11 protein-coding genes and 1 pseudogene are annotated in these 16071 nt (G+C 40.3%); 1 reads left to right on the plus strand and 11 read right to left on the minus strand.

The window, feature by feature from the left end:
- Positions 1-57: 57 nt before the first annotated feature.
- The 10 genes from ACQKNS_RS03180 to ACQKNS_RS03225 form a co-directional block, all read right to left on the minus strand.
- A complete protein-coding gene (locus tag ACQKNS_RS03180; RefSeq protein WP_427641154.1) occupies positions 58-1317 on the minus strand; it encodes an MFS transporter in 1260 nt (419 codons plus the stop codon).
- 730 nt (positions 1318-2047) lie between these two features.
- A complete protein-coding gene (locus ACQKNS_RS03185; protein ID WP_427641155.1) occupies positions 2048-2746 on the minus strand; it encodes a response regulator transcription factor in 699 nt (232 codons plus the stop codon).
- Positions 2747-2762: 16 nt separating this feature from the next.
- Entirely contained in the window at positions 2763-5348 is a 2586-nt protein-coding gene (locus ACQKNS_RS03190) for a sensor histidine kinase (RefSeq protein WP_427641156.1), read from the minus strand.
- 237 nt (positions 5349-5585) lie between these two features.
- Positions 5586-7070, minus strand: coding sequence for a sodium:solute symporter family protein (locus tag ACQKNS_RS03195; protein ID WP_427642116.1), 1485 nt, complete (start codon positions 7068-7070; stop codon positions 5586-5588).
- Entirely contained in the window at positions 7067-7264 is a 198-nt protein-coding gene (locus ACQKNS_RS03200) for a DUF3311 domain-containing protein (protein ID WP_427641157.1), read from the minus strand. The genes ACQKNS_RS03195 and ACQKNS_RS03200 overlap by 4 nt, the downstream gene beginning before the upstream one ends.
- 410 nt (positions 7265-7674) lie before the next feature.
- The gene (locus tag ACQKNS_RS03205) at positions 7675-9099 is read right to left on the minus strand and encodes a YfcC family protein (protein WP_427641158.1); all 1425 of its coding nucleotides are present in this window, start codon (positions 9097-9099) and stop codon (positions 7675-7677) included.
- Between the two features lie 107 nt (positions 9100-9206).
- Positions 9207-10430, minus strand: a complete 1224-nt coding sequence (locus ACQKNS_RS03210) for an amidohydrolase family protein (RefSeq protein ID WP_427642117.1) — start codon at positions 10428-10430, stop codon at positions 9207-9209.
- Position 10431: 1 nt separating this feature from the next.
- Positions 10432-11907: an amidohydrolase family protein gene (locus ACQKNS_RS03215; RefSeq protein ID WP_427641159.1), complete on the minus strand. Its 1476-nt coding sequence runs from the start codon at positions 11905-11907 to the stop codon at positions 10432-10434.
- A complete protein-coding gene (locus ACQKNS_RS03220) occupies positions 11900-13129 on the minus strand; it encodes an amidohydrolase (RefSeq protein ID WP_427641160.1) in 1230 nt (409 codons plus the stop codon). Before ACQKNS_RS03220 ends, ACQKNS_RS03215 begins: the two co-directional genes overlap by 8 nt.
- Before the next feature lie 266 nt (positions 13130-13395).
- The gene (locus ACQKNS_RS03225) at positions 13396-14631 is read right to left on the minus strand and encodes a M20 family metallo-hydrolase (protein ID WP_427641161.1); all 1236 of its coding nucleotides are present in this window, start codon (positions 14629-14631) and stop codon (positions 13396-13398) included.
- Between the two features lie 254 nt (positions 14632-14885).
- On the opposite strand from ACQKNS_RS03225, the gene ACQKNS_RS03230 reads away from it, so the two are divergent.
- Positions 14886-15758: an alpha/beta hydrolase gene (locus ACQKNS_RS03230; protein ID WP_427641162.1), complete on the plus strand. Its 873-nt coding sequence runs from the start codon at positions 14886-14888 to the stop codon at positions 15756-15758.
- A gap of 36 nt (positions 15759-15794) precedes the next feature.
- Here the strand turns inward: ACQKNS_RS03230 and ACQKNS_RS03235 are convergent.
- Positions 15795-16011, minus strand: a pseudogene (locus tag ACQKNS_RS03235) (purine/pyrimidine permease); the annotation flags it as partial.
- Positions 16012-16071: the final 60 nt, after the last annotated feature.

Below are 16071 nucleotides of genomic sequence, written 5' to 3' on the forward strand. Positions count from 1 at the left end.
ATCTATAATTTTTCATCTGCCCAGCTTGCTGGGAGCTAAGCGGATGGATGAAGCAATTTACGCAGCCGTTTTCTTGGTGGGCTCTTCTTTCGCAAACAGCATTGCGACAAAACCGACTATCAATAGAATCATGGCTAAGAAGAATCCAGTCTGCATGCTGCCTGTTGTGTCGGTTAAATATCCGGTAATATATGGCGCTAAAATAGAAGAGGACATTCCAACAAAGTTAAACAAACCGAATACTGTACTGTACCCTTGCTGAGGAGCGTTTTTCGAAACGAATGAAATCAACACTGGATCAAGCGCCAATTTACCGGTCAATCCATAAACGATAAGCGCAATGACCATCAATGGAATGCTCTTAATGTAAACAACGGCAAAGATCGAAAACGCAGCTAATGGAACTAAGAAAAAGATTAGCGGCTTTGTTCTACCAATTTTGTCTGTTAAATAACCGAATAACAAAGCACCTGGAATTGATGCCCATGGAATTAAAGAAGAGATAAAGCCTACTTCACTACCGGCAAAGCCGCGTTCCGTTTGTAAAAATTGAGGTAGCCAGGTCAAAATCATAAAGAAGCCGTATAAGGAACAGAACGCCATAATAAACGTGCAAATTATATTTCTATTCCTTAAAATCTCACTGATTTTCACCTTTTCTACTGGTACACTTGCAGCAACAGAGGTTTCGTTAACAAGTTTCCGTCTTTTTTCCTTAACGGTGAACCAAATTAGTACCCCTACAAGAACGGTTGGGATCGTCATGATATAGAAAGGAATCTCCCAGCTTATTCCACGCTCAAGTGTTAGGTAACTCGATGTTATATACCCCAAAGAAGTTCCAATCGCCATACCGCTATTAATAATAGCTGTTCCCATAGTGCGATTTTGCTGGGGAATGGAATCAGCAGCAATCGCGTAACATGGACCGTAGAATGTTCCTTGACCTAGGCCGGCGATCGCACGTGCAAACATAAAAAAAGCAAAACTCATTGCCAGCCCGGTAAGACCCGTGAAAAGACCGAATAGAATAAAACCTGGAACTAAGATATACTTTCTGCCAAATTTGTCTCCGAGCGACCCCGATGGAACCTGGGCAAAAGCATAGGTAAGGAAGAAAACACTGTTGATCAAACCGAGCTGTGCATTGCTTAAACTAAACTCGTTCGCAATATTCGGCATGACCGGGTTTAAAATTGTGCGGGTTGCGTAAATGAATACCCAGCCTAAAAACATAACGGCAACTATTTTCCACCAATACTGAATGCCTATTTTGGTATCCGTCTGGCCATTCGTTTTTAATGCACTTTGCGACATATTACTACCTCCTAACATGTGATATATCTGTTTACAAGCGCTGTGCTACTGACCAATGACTTGTCAATCGTAAACACCTTCGCTGTTACGAAGAGGGTAAATTAAATTGCTAAAATAAAACCCGATACCATGCTCCCCGTTTGATCTGCCAAATAGCCGCCAATATAGGGATGCAAGGATGGAGAAAGCTATGCCGATAATATTTATTAATATTGAACATCGTCATGTGGAATTTTTCGGAAACGTTATTCGCTAACTGTGAAATCAACACAGGATCCCTTGCCAGCTTTCCGTAAAATCGTAACAATAAGAGTAGTAATTAATACGGCTTTGTTATCAAAAAAAAGACAAAGGAAATTGATAAAACGGCAATGGGGACTAATGTTAAAATCAGGCGTTTTCTTTTTCCAACGTATCGGAATTAAATACAAAAAAGATTGCTGCTGGACTCTAGCCCACGATAGGCCTGTTAAATTCGACTCAGCAAAAATGCCCAAGAGGTTTTGCTAGCCAAGACAATCCCGTAAGAAAACCGAAAAAAAGGATGTAATCTGATTAGTCACCTTTATGAACGTTTCCATAACCCCCTCCCTTTGTAAGCGTTTTATTTACACTCAAACTATACAATTCCGGGCATAACAATCGAATTAAAAATAGCGGCAGAACATTAAAAAAACATTAAATATCATCAAAAAAAAAAAACCGCCTCACTCGAGACAGTCTTTCCCTTTTATTCTAGCTTTGATTTCAACATATAACCGAGACCTGGATACGTCACAATCAGCTTATCCAAATTCCCGCCATTTTTCATTTTCCTTCTGATTCTGGCAATCGCAACCCTCAAATATTCAATATCATCCCGATACTCTGCTCCCCAGACATAAGTCAAGATTTGTTCATGTGAGACTACTTTGTCGACATTAACCGCTAACATTTCCAAAATTGCAAACTCAATATTGGTCACCTTTAATTCTTCGTCCCCAATCCAGACACGCTTTTGTCCAAGATTAATCTTTAAGGATTCACAAACAATCTCTGAGAGCAGGCAAAACTCTTGAACACCTGGTTTTGTCCTTCTTAAAACGGCATTAACCCGTGCAAATAATTCCTCAAGCGAGAACGGTTTTGTTAAATAATCATCTGCTCCGAGGTTTAATCCGTAAACTTTATCATGGGCATTACTGCGGGCTGTTAAAAGAATGACAGGAGTATCGGAAAACTTTCTAATTCGCTCGAGAACTTCAAAGCCATCAATTTCCGGCATCATCACATCTAATAAAATTAAGTCCGGCTGGTGCAAGTCAAAATTCTCCAATAACTGTGTACCACTTAAAAAGGATTCCACCTCATAGCCTAATGATAGTAAATTTGCTTTAATAAACCTAATAATTTTCGGTTCATCATCCACAATAACCATTTTATGCTTCAAGCTTTCCCCTCCCACTCTATTTAATCGGCAGTGTAATCGTAAATGTGCTCCCTTTGCCCAACTCGCTCTCAACAAAGATTTTACCAGCATGGGCCTCAATAATTCCTTTCGAGATCGATAGCCCCAGGCCCGTTCCACCTGTTCTTCTAGTTGCTGTACTTTCCACCTGGTAGAAGCGATCAAATATCTTTTCATAAAACCTCTCCTGGATTCCTATTCCATTGTCTTTAACAGAAAGATGGACTTGGTTTTTTTCAATAAAATAGGAAATCACAATCTGTTTATGGACCTGATCATTATAGCGGATCGCATTGGTCATCAAGTTTACCAGCACTTGGCGAATCCTGCTTTTATCAACAAATACAATAGGCACCTTCCCAACAGCAGGTTTTATAAACTGAATATCAGCACTGCCTTCCGGAATCTGATTTATCACCTGCTTAATTATTCTCTGAAGCGACACACTTTCTTTCACTAATGTCATCGAACCCGATTCAATCTTCGAAATATCCAACCAATCATTAACTAACTCTTGAATTCTATTAATATCCTCATGTACACCCACCAGCAATTCCCTTTTAAACTCTTCCTCCCATGAGGCATCAGCACGCAAAAGCGTTTCAATACTCCCTTTAATAGTTGTTATCGGTGTTTTAAATTCATGCGAAGCAATCGAAATAAGATTGCTTTTTAGAAAATCAATTTCATCCTCTGTCGTGATGTCCCGAATCACATAACCCTTTCCAAATCTTTCATTTTCATGCTGAACATTGAATTTCCAAATGAAGTAAGTTTTTTCAGTTCTATTCGGGAGCCTTAAACGGAACTTCATATTGTCACTGCTTTCATCTAGAAAATCGGAAAATTCTTGCTCATTATAATCACCAAGAGACTCGATCAGTCTTAGCAAATGTTCTTCCGCAAACGGGTGCTGTCCCGCTGTCTCTTTCCCTAACAATTTTGTAATAAAGCTATTAAAATAAATCACTTTATTCTCATTATTAACGAGAACAATTCCTTCTGACATACTCTCTAAAACGGCATTCAATTCCGCATGCTTAATTCGATACTGGTCAAATAACACTTTGTTATGGATCATAATACTAAATGAGTTCGCCAGCATTTTTAAAAATCTTTGGTCTCCCTCTGAAATGGATTCCTTTTCCATTAGATCCACGATTAAAAATCCACTTTGAGCCTGATCTAAATAAATAGGTTCAATATGCCATGTTTCACCTTTTGTTTGTGTAGCCAAGTATTCATTAATATTGATATCATGAAGGATCCTCTCAGCCGAAACGGACTGAGTTTTAAAAAGAAAATGAAGTGGAAATGGAATAATCGGCTCAATTTCCTTTAAAAAGCTTTGGATAAAACGGCTTATATTTTCAGTTTTCGTAATGGAACCGATAAACTTATTGATGGCTAATAATTCATTGTTTGATTTCTGCAGACTTTTCGTTCGTTCAATAATCCGTTTCTCCAAATCCTCATTTAGATCAAGCAATTGTTTCCGTTTTTGTTGCACCGTATTGGCTAAAATTTGGAACTTTTCGGCAACAACAGCAATCTCATGCGGTCCTTTTATGATTTGTTCATACATCTTTGAGTCAGTTGTATGATTCTCTAAAACGGTCTGCTGCACATATTTAACCAATTGCTTCAATTGATTTCCAAAATTATTGGCTAAAAAATAACTGATGATGGCAATGACAATGATTGCAATAAATAGAAGGGTCCCCATTTTAAACAAGGTTGCTAAATACTCATTCGTTACTTCCTCAGCAGGCCTGCTGATCCAAACCTTCCATTTGAGCTCCGGTATTTGTGCATAGGTAATATATTCTTTTATTTTTGTTAGATTTGAATAAAAGTAACCATCATTTTTTGAACAAGCTAGAATACCAATGTCCTTATTTGTTAGTTGGGTCATATTTATCCTAAGTTTTTCATTTTTATGAACGACAATCGTATTATTCTGATCTAATACGACTGGAGATGTTTGCTGTCCATAACTCTTATTTAACAGCTCATTGCTAAATTCATTTAAATTAATCGCCCCTAGAACGTACCCACTAAACTCGCCCTCTTTGTTAAAAATAGGAGAAGCAATCGCAACCAGAGGATTTTTCGTCCCTCCTCTTCCTTTAAAAACAGGAGAAATAACGGTTTCTTTTTTTTTCATCAGCTCTTTATAGTATTCACGGTCAAGGAAATTGACTCCTACATTCGCTTCACCCTTATCATTATAGAGCGGGTAAAACACTCTGGCAGTTCCATCAGAGTCGGCAATATACATGTTCAAAAAACCGGGATTTTGCGACTTTACAGCTAATAATAACTTCTCAGTTTCAGCATCACTAATTTCACCTTGCTTAGTAATATAAAAGGCTATGGTTTCAACAACCTTCTTATGCTTATCAACAAAGTTAAATACATTCGCCGTTAAATATTGTGTTGCCTGCTTCTGCTGGTTCTTGTTTTCATCTATTAATGAGGCAACCTGCAAAAACTGCACTACCCCAAACAAAAGGATGGCAAGCGATAAAACAACCGTAAATGACAAGATTAATTGGCCATTTAATGATCTTTTAGACAGCACTCACCATCACCCCTCTATGCAATTTCATTAACTCTTTTAATTTTGCATACCTTAGTTAGGACATCGATATTTTCACTTTGAAAGAAACCTTTTTTGTTACAAGAATTTGACTATTAGTTGGATTCTGATACCTATATGATGTATATTCTTCGACTAGTCGTTTCTTCGAAATAATGTCTCTGGTCCACTGGCGGTATCCCTAATCCACCTTGACTAATACAAATTGACATGGCTCCATTAAGACACTCGATAATTTTTTTCACTTGGTTTGGCATTGTCCATCGTTTTATTTTGAATAAGACTAACGGCTAGTGAAACAATCACATTTATCATTAATGCAATTAATCCGATATTAATGTCCTTCAATACTTGAGGGAAAGAAGGAAATAGTGATCCGATTGTTGTCCCTGTAAAGGTAAGATAGGAAACGATTGTTATGCCAGTTACAATTCCTGCAAATGAACCTTGTGTTGTAAGTAAAGGTTTTTTAGGCAAACTCAAAAATACAGAGGGTATTAATTGAGTGATTAAACTAGAACCTATGATGATTAGAGAAGCAATCGTATTTGTCCCGTAAAGAGTGAACCATACGGCAGCTAACCCTATAAAAGGAACGATCCACCTTGCCACCATCATTACTTTACGATTATCTGCAGAAGGGGCTACCTCTTTATAAATATTCTTGGCAATTAAAGTGGAAATGGCCATTAACATCATTGATCCCGGTACTAGGGCTGTTAACAATCCAGCTGCTCCAATTAAACCAACTACCCAAGGATCAAATGTCTGTAAAGATAATCGGAACAATGCTAAATCAACATTTTCCCCTTTTAAACCAGGAACTTTCAATATGGCTGCAAATCCCACAAAGAAGACAAAAACTAAAACTAATGAGTATAAAGGCTGAATACTGACATTTTTACGTACCGCATTCGCATCTTTAGACGAATAAATAGCACTAAACGAGTGTGGATACATATAGAAACCTAAAGAAAGCAGAACAGTGGTTGAAATAAACCAAGTGGAGCTCATTCCTTCGGAAGGTAAAACCAGAAAGCCCGGTTTAGCGCTTTCAATAGTTTGAAACATTTCTTGTAATCCTCCAAAGTAATGGAGTGGCAAATATAAACCTAAAAATACAACAACTCCCAAAATCATGAAGTCCTTTATAACGGCAGTCCATGCTGAACCGTGAATGCCTGATATCATTACATAGATAACAAGAGTGGCCATTGATACCCAAACGGATATACTGGGAGAGATACGGCCGTAGGAAGCTTCCGATACAATAATTCCGAGACCTTTCAACTGCATTATCAAATACGGGATCATGGCAGCAACCGAAACAACCGCTACCAATAGGCCCAATCCTTTACTCTTATATTTACTTACAAAATAGTCTGTTTGTGAGACTAAACGGTTTTCTTTTGCATACTTCCAAATACTAGGCAACACCCAATAACCGATAATATTTCCCAGTGCTCCATATACAAGAATAAACATAACGGGGCCACCAATACCGTACGCCATACCGCTACCACCTAAAAATGTAAACGTCGTATATGTCTCTCCAGCCAATAATAAAAATACAAAAACAGTTCCAAATCCACGTCCTCCGACAGCCCATTGTTCCAAATCCATATCTTTCCCTTTTCTAGCTTTAATGCCTAGCCATAGAGAGAATAAAAGAAATAGTCCAATAATAAATAAAGAAATCACTATTCTAAATCCTCCTTTGCTGCATTATCAAATTTATTGATGATAAGTAGAGTAAGAGAAGTTACCAATACAGATAAACAAGCAAAAAACATGAAAAAGGGTAAGCCTAAAATGTAGGGTGTAACCTTATTTGCAAATATTGGGGTTCCGAATATGCAAAAAATAGGAATTAATAAAAGAAGATAAATCTTTTGCATCGTTTCTTCATCCTTTCTTATATCTTTAGATAATTATCTATGTGTTTACAGTTACGCCATAAGATTTTCAATTAGTCGTGCCAGCGTATCAAGTTAAATCTTTGTCAAGAAAATAAGTTGAAATCTGTTAATGGTAAAATACCTGCTACAATGTTCCCTTTCTAGATAAAAGCATGACGATTCGATACTCTGGCAACCGCTTCCGCTTACCAGGATGCCTCAACTAATGTAAGTAAGGTTTGCAGGATCTCCAATTTTAGGACACTGCTGAGTTCCGTTCTCATTAAGAAGGGCTTGTCCATTTGTATCAAAACCTAATACTTTTGCAAAAGCCTGCATTAAATCAATTTCTTTGCATTGTTCCGAAAATGATTTTGACTATCATGGAAGGAACCCCAGTATCCCGCTCTTTAAAATGGACCATAGTTAAAGATTTGAGCCAAAATGACAGAAAATGCACCGATACAGAATTGAATCAAAATTAGCGGCCATATCCACTTGATCCATCGAACCCAAGGGATTCCTGCAATTGCAAGCGCAGCCATCAGAACTCCGTTGGTAGGAAAGACGATATTCCCAATGCCATCCCCCATGGAGAAGCTCAGCACAGCGGTTTGCCGGGTCACACCCACTAGATCAGCAAGAGGTGCCATAATCGGCATCGTCAACGCTGCTTGCCCGCTGCCGGAAGGAACAATAAAGTGAAGGAAGGTTTGCAGTACATACATGCCTAACGCACTTAACATGGGCGGAAATTGTTGAATTGACGATGAAGCGTGGTACAGAAAAGTATCAATAATATGCCCTTCAGATAATACGACGACAATTGCCCTGGCTACTCCAATGATCAGTGCACCTGACAAAAGTCCCCCAGCACCCTTCATGAATGCACTGACTGTCTGATTGGCAGGGAGCTTTCCAAGAAAAGCAATCACGATGCCAAGCAGAGTAAACAAACCGGAAATTTCAGTAATGTACCATTCATACTTGATAACACCGTAAACAAGAACTACAAAATTAAGGAGAAAAGCAAACAGAACAAGCTTGTGCCTGGTTTCCAGCTTTAGCTTAGACGCATCCGTTGTTTTTTCAAATTTTCCTTCTGCATAAAAACCGTATGATGGATCACGTTTTACTTTCATTGCATAACGTTGAATATACCAGACTGATACCAAGTACATGACAATAAATAAGATGATTCGATAGGCGATTCCAGAGAAAGGAGGCAATTCGGCAATCCCCTGTGCAATACCTACTGTAAACGGATTCAAAATAGCTGTTGTAAACCCTACGGACGCGCCAACCAACACGATAGCCGTCCCTGTAATGACGTCAAAACCGAGAGCAATTGCAATCGGAATCAGAATGCCTATATAAGCAAGCGTCTCTTCTGCCATGCCTATCATGGCGCCACACAAAGCAAAAAACATCATCATGACCGGAATCAACCATTTTTCCTTACGAGCCAGTTTTCGGGAGAGATTAAAAATTAATGCATCAATAGCCCCAGTAGACATTAAAATGCCAAATGTTCCGCCTATTATAAGAACAAAAAATATAATAGGGGATGCTTCTTCCAAACCTGTATGAATCGAACTGATGAGGTCCATCAAACTGATAGGTGTTGATTCAATCGTATGATAAGTACCGGGTACTACCACATTGCGCCCATTTACTTCCGACTTGTTATACTCGCCGGCAGGAATGAGATAGGTAGCGCATGCCGCGATTACAAGAATCGTTAACAGTAAAACATATACGTTGAGTTCCTTGGTCTTTTTCTTTTTTGTCTGTGGATTTCCCTGTGGATGCGGATTTACCTTTAAATGTGCCATATTTCGAATAATTCCTCCTTTTGCATTCAACTTTTATCATAGAATTCACTGCCTGCCTCAGCCATCCCTTCGGATTCAAGGGATGGCGGCAAACATTTTTTACACTTTTAGGGAATTAATCCATAAACCACGTTCCCTTTGAATAGAACAGCATGTCGCTTTGCACGGCGTGCTACCGCCTCTGCCGAACAGTGTGCAGCGACCAATACGCCGCTTGCTTCGTTGCCCACTTGTGGCCAGACCCGCTCCCCTTTTTTGTTCAGCGGGATTACTCCGCCTGTGATAAAACCAAGTGTTTCTGCTAATGCACGCTCATGGCTCCAACGAAATCTTTCTGCCAATCGACCTGCACGTTCTAGGCTGTCGCCTTGACCAAATACAGACCAGTGGTCGGTAATGCTGTCATCTCCAAGCGATACCCTCACACCTTTTTCTTTTAGCAACGGAATTGGGATGGTTGTACGGTGAATCGGCACATATGTCGTTATAGAGATGCCAAGGGATGCAAATAGCTCTGCCAATTCAGCTTGCTCCTGTGGCGGCACATCTGCCAGGCCAAAACAATGACTGATGGTAACGCGCCCCTGCCACCTGGCCTCCTCGGTCAACGCTGCCAGCCGTTTAAATGTGAAGGTTCCTAGGTGTCCTGGATCATGGATATGGATGTCCACACCAACGTTTGCTTCTACAGCTAACTCCATGATAGTGCTAAGGGATTTTTCAATGTTGAGATCGATAGAAGCCGGATCAACGCCTCCTATATGTGTTGCGCCCATGCGAAGCGCTTCACGAACGGAGCCTGCAACGTTACTGCGCAAGATACCGTGTTGAGGAAAGGCGACGATTTCATGGGTCTGTTTACCTGCATAGTTTTCAACTGCTTGCAGGGTTGCTTCGAGATTTTTTAACCCGATAATTGGGTCGATGTTGCAATGCGTCCGTACCTTCGTTGTCCCGTTCGACAGGAGCAGACCCAACAGTTTCTCTGCACGCGATTGGGCAGTGGGCAAAAGTTTAGGCAAAAGCTCCTCTTCCTCTTTAAGAATGGAGGCTAGGCTGTCACAGGGAGAACATGCTTTCCAGGGGCCGCTATAATAGGTTTTATCAATGTGAATGTGCATATCGCGGAATGCAGGTAAAAACAGCAATCTCTTTGCATTCATCTGCTGCAGTCCGTCATTTAGAGGAATATCAGCCGACACAATCTGGAAAATTTGTCCATCCTTGATTTTGAGATGGTATATTTTCGTCTCCGTACCTGTTATCCGATCTTCTTCATAACGATAGCCGCTTTCTAAACGGACATTAACTAACCAGTATGCTTTGTCCATATTAGTTTTCATACCGCTTTCCTTCACTGTATCCACGTGCATGACCCCAGAAATATTTTGACGGCTGCGTATATTTTTCCAGACCGGCCCTCTTGATTGTTTGTTCCGCTTCCGAGAGTGCTTCGGCCAGTGATTGTTTTTCATCGACATGAAGAACTTGCCGGTTCTCCAGCACGAGTCGGCCATTGACAATCACGTTGTCTACATCGCTTGCCACAGCTTGGTGCACAAGGCGATGGACATACATTAACTCTGGAGCGAGATGCGGCGAATTCATGTCTACTGTGATGATATCCGCCTTTTTTCCCGGTTCGAGTGAGCCCAGTTCATCAGCCCACCCCACGCACCGAGCTGCATCTATGGTAACCATTTCCAGTAATTTGCCTGAAGGGAGATAAGATTCGTCTTTTAATGCGGCTTGATGGTACATTTGCGTTTTGCGCATGGCCTGGAACATGTCAAAGCTTGTACACGGCGAGGTACCATCGGTGCTAATGGCAACAGTTACCCCCATCTCGATTAGCTCTGTTACCGGTGTTCGGGCATTTACCTGCCCAAAGCTTGCTGAAGTACTAACATTGGTGCCAGTTTCAGCAAGAATGCGTGCCTCATCAAATGAAATGCCTCGGCAGTGCTGTAGGTGCACGTCTGGTCCTAATAGTGCATTTTCTTTATCCTGAAAAGCCAGATGAATCATTCCTCCAAAAGCGTCGGAATGAATACGGGCGTTATATTTACGGGCAATCTCACGTATCCGTTTAGCCTGATAGCGATCATGATCGGTCAGTCCGTACAGCATATCAGCAGGTGTCGGATATGACGGGTCGACCGAAGTAACGATTACAAAAGGGGTAATAAAGGTACGTATGCGATCATCATGGGAGTGATTCAATGCTTCAATCACAGCCTCCGCTCCATGCAGCACTTCCTCATAGGTAACTTCATAAGTCACACGCTTTCCGTCAATCCAGCGGCTGAACGGATGTGGCCAAGGCGGATTGCAAGGACCGGTAGCGACGATTTCTCGTATACCCACTTCTGCATAGGCTTTCGCATGGTTAAGTGCAAAAATCGGTTCATCCGATCGAGGCATGGAACCCAGAACACAAACGCCGGTCGTGACGCCTGCCCGGAGACGTTCGAGCGCGCTCAGTTTCCCTTCGTAATACCAGAAGTCGTCGGTTACATAATGCTTGTAGGTCTCGGTCATAATTTGCATCCATAAGCTAGGATCCTCCATCGCGACCGTTTTGAACATGGAATGTCCTCCATGGCCGTGTGCGTCGATAAAACCTGGCAAAACGCAATGATGCTTGCAGTCGATGACTTTTTTTGCTTCATATTTGCCTAACAGTTTCTCAGTATCCTGAACTTCTATAATTCGTCCATTGTGAATGGCAACAGCCCCGTCCTTTAGGATGCGCCTCTGTTCATCCATTGTGATCACAACACCATGAACCAGCAATAAATCAATCATTTTCCAATCCTCCTGCAACTATATTTCCTCGAAAAATTACCGCCTTCCTCTTGGTACGACGAGCCACGGCTTCCGCTGAGCAACTAGCATCCACCAGGATCATGTTAGCTTCATCTCCCGGTTGGGGCCATACCCGTTTTCCTGCTTTATCTAGCGGAGTTTTCCCACCGGTGATCGTACCAAGTGCTTGACTCAACGAATATTCGTTTCTCAGATTGAATCGTTCCGTTAATCGGCACGCCCGTTCCAATACATCTCCATTGCCAAACGGTCTCCAGGAATCAAAAATATTATCGCAGCCTACCGCAACCGTTACTCCATTTTCCTGCAAAATCTGGATCGGTGGCATAGTTTCACTGTGCTGCAAAGCGGTAACAATCGTAATACCCGCTTCCGCCAGCATAGACGCAACTTCCCTGGCTTCTTCGTCAGGAATTTCGCCAAGTGCGAATGCATGACTGATTGCCACCCGTCCCTGCCAGCCTGCTTCGACTGTAAGCGCTGCCAATCGATTCATGGTAAAGATGCCTAAATAATCTTCATCATGGAGATGCAAATCGACCCCTACGTTTGCTTCAACTGCCAGGTCCATCATCTCAACCAAAGACGCTTCAATATCGCCATCCACTGTTGCCGGATCAACTCCTCCTACCAAATCAGCTCCCTGTCGGAGGGCTTCACGAATAAGAGATTTCGATTGAGAACGCAAGAGTCCGTGCTGCGGAAAAGCTACAATCTCATGAGTAAGTTTTCCAGAAAAGCGATCTAACGCTTGCTTTACTGCTTCCAAATTTCGAAGTCCGATCTCCGGATAAAGATCCACATGCGTCCGTACATGAGTGGAGCCGTTACCGACCAAGATTCCCAGCATCGTTTCCGCCCGCTCCTTGGTGGTTGTCGGCAGAGAATGCAGGATGCGTTTTTCCATTTCGCTACAATCCACGACAGTATCGGCCGGAATCACCGCCCGCCATGGCTCTCCAAGATAGGTCTTGTCGAGATGACAATGTTTTTCTATAAAAGAAGGAAGAACCAACAACCGTTTCGCATCTTTTTTTGGTAAATTGTCTGTAAAGGTTTCAATAGAAGATACAATCTCTGCTATTTTCCCATCCTTAATCAATAAATGGGAACACTCTGTCTTTGTACCTGTTATGACGCCATTGTCAAGTTGGTAACCACTTTCTAATAAAGCGTTTGTTAGCCAAAAAGTTGAGCTCATTTTTTACTCTCCTTCTTCTCAATAAAACATCTATTCTTTTTGCTCTCCTTGCAAAAACGAAAATGAGAAAGGGGTACACCTCCAGTAATTCCTCTGACAAGGGAAAGTTTAGGCAACTTCTACTTAATCAAGTGTAAAATCCTTCTATCATGAAGGATTTTATACTTCATATAACTATAATCATGCATTAACAACTTCTTTTTAATTGATAAAAAAAACAGTTAGTCGTTACTTTCAACATCGCTAACGTTGGTGTTTTTAGTGGTTTATACTAATTTTGAATAGAGAAGAACCGCCTCCTCTAAAACATCAATTCCATTTAAAATATCATCAAGTTCAGTAAACTCGTTGGGATGGTGACTAAGTCCGTCTTCTGAAGGGACAAAAATAAGTCCAACAGGGCAAAGTTTTGCCATGTTCATAGCATCATGCCCAGCTCCGCTTTGCATAAATTGATAAGAAAGGTATTTCTTTTTACAAATATTTTCAAGAGAAATACTCAGCTCTTTTGAAAGAAGGACTGGTTTCTCTGAACTGATTTCTTCACTAACAATCTCAACCTGTCGATTCCTTTTTACGAGTAATATTGTATCGAATAAATGTGTTACCACCCGCTGTCTTGACTCTATGGAAGTAGACCGTATGTCGATTTTAATTTCCACCTCACCAGGTACTACGTTCATTGCCCCAGAGTGAATGTCTATAACACCGACAGTAGCTACTGTTTCATATTCCAGTTCACATTTTGCCGCCTTCTCAATCTCCACAATAATCTCAGCAGCACCAAGAAGAGCGTCTTTTCTCATATTCATAGGGGTCGTTCCAGAATGTGAAGCTTTCCCGATAATTTTCACATGAAATCTTACGGGTGCAGCGATACCAGTGACAATCCCAATCTTTTTATTATTGTTTTTCAATACCGGTCCCTGTTCAACATGTAATTCAAAAAAGGCTTTAAACTTTTCGTTTACTCTACTTGCTTCATCAATATTATTTAAATCAAAAGCACAAAGGGAAAACGCTTTTTCCATTGTTATTCCATCACGATCTTTTAAATGTCTGTATTTCTCCTTTTCTATTAGTCCCGCCATCGCTTTACTGCCAACGGTGGATACACCAAAACGAGCTGATTCTTCACAGGCAAATGAAATAATTTCAATAGGATGATCAGTCACAATGCGTTTCTCATTTAGACGTTTGATTACTTCAAGTGCAGCTGTAACACCAACAACACCATCATACTTTCCACCCTGATAAACGGTATCCAAATGAGAGCCCATTACAACTGGCGGTAGCTCTTTCATTCTTCCTTCTCTTCTGGCAATAACGTTCCCGCATTGGTCCATTCGAATATCTAAATTTTCCGCTTTGCACATACGCATAAAAGCATGTGTACAAGTCTGCTCTTCATTTGTATAGGCGATCCTTGTAATGCCCTTTTCACCCGAATTGTATTGATTGATCTTGTTAAACAATATCTGATATCTATTCTTGCTATCCATGCAGGTATCTCCTGTCTTGATATTCAAAGCTATAATCTTAATATTAAGTAATTTCTAAATAATCATCATCGTATATCTATCACAAAAAGAATCGGTTTTAATTGTGCATGATGTACAATAATTTCGGTTCGAAAAAATGACAGTTACTATCTGGGGATTTAATGATCTGCTCTGTTCATTTTGGTATACTGTTTATCATTACGGGTACAAAAATTATCTTAAAAATTATTCCTCTGACGGGCGGTAATACAATCATGAAACATTCAGTTATATATAAAAAAAATAGCCTCTTTTCAATTAAGGCCAATTTTTATGATTCTAACTGCGATAATGCTCAGGTTATCGTCTATATTCATGGCGGCGGCCTGCTCTTGGGATCTAGAGACGATCTCTCTGAAGAAATGATAAACCTATATACAAGTAATGGTTTTTCACTTTTTTCTATCGACTATCGGCTATCTCCTGAATCGAAACTGTCAGATATCCTTGAAGACATCCAAGATGCACTTGATTGGTTAGAGAATGAAGGACCTAAACATTTTTCGATCAACCCAAAAAGAATAGCGATAGTGGGGAGTTCTGCAGGTGGTTTTCTTGCACTTTGTACAGGAACATTCAAACGAAAACCGTGTGCAATTGTCTCCTTTTATGGATACGGTGATATTAGTGCAAAGTGGGCAACAGATCCGAGCAATTACTATTGCCAGAAAAGCCATATCTCTAAAGGAATTGCCATGAAGTTTATTTCTGATCAAATTATTACAAATGGAACTGTTGAACAGCGCTTTCTCCTCTATTTATATGCAAGACAGACAGGTGAATGGATTGAAACAGTAACAGGGATTGATCCATCAGTAAATAGGGAGGGGATTCTTAAGCTTTGCCCCATTTATAATATTACGATAGACTACCCGCCAACATTGTTATTGCACGGAACTAACGATATGGATGTTCCCTATGAACAATCGGTTTTTATGCGAGCTGCCCTTATAAAAGAAGGGATAGAAACGAAGTTAATTACGATTCCGAATGGTGAGCATTTTTTTGACAAGGATTTTCATAACCCCGTCGTTCAAGATGCTCTAAATCAGGTGATAGAATTTCTTAAAATGAAACTAAATATATAAAGGGTTTAGTGGACATCAATAAAATATCTATTAAATTACCCAAGAACCGGCAGGACCATCTGCACTTGGGTATGGTGTCCAAATTTTGCTTGGATAAAAGAACTTAACCCAACCATAAAAAAAGTTCTTTGCATTAGGCCGGTAATTTCAGTTTCTGAAAGGTAAAATACATTTCATTATCAATTGGCAGAGCTAACGGATTAGATAGTAAATAGATAAACCATTGAAATGGTATATAACATTGTTTTTTCATTATTCAATAATTCCTTTATTCAACTTCCTAAAAATCATTATTGCTTTATCTATGAAATGT

It is taken from the genome of Peribacillus sp. NPDC094092, assembly GCF_050279365.1.
GTDB lineage: Bacteria > Bacillota > Bacilli > Bacillales > DSM-1321 > Peribacillus.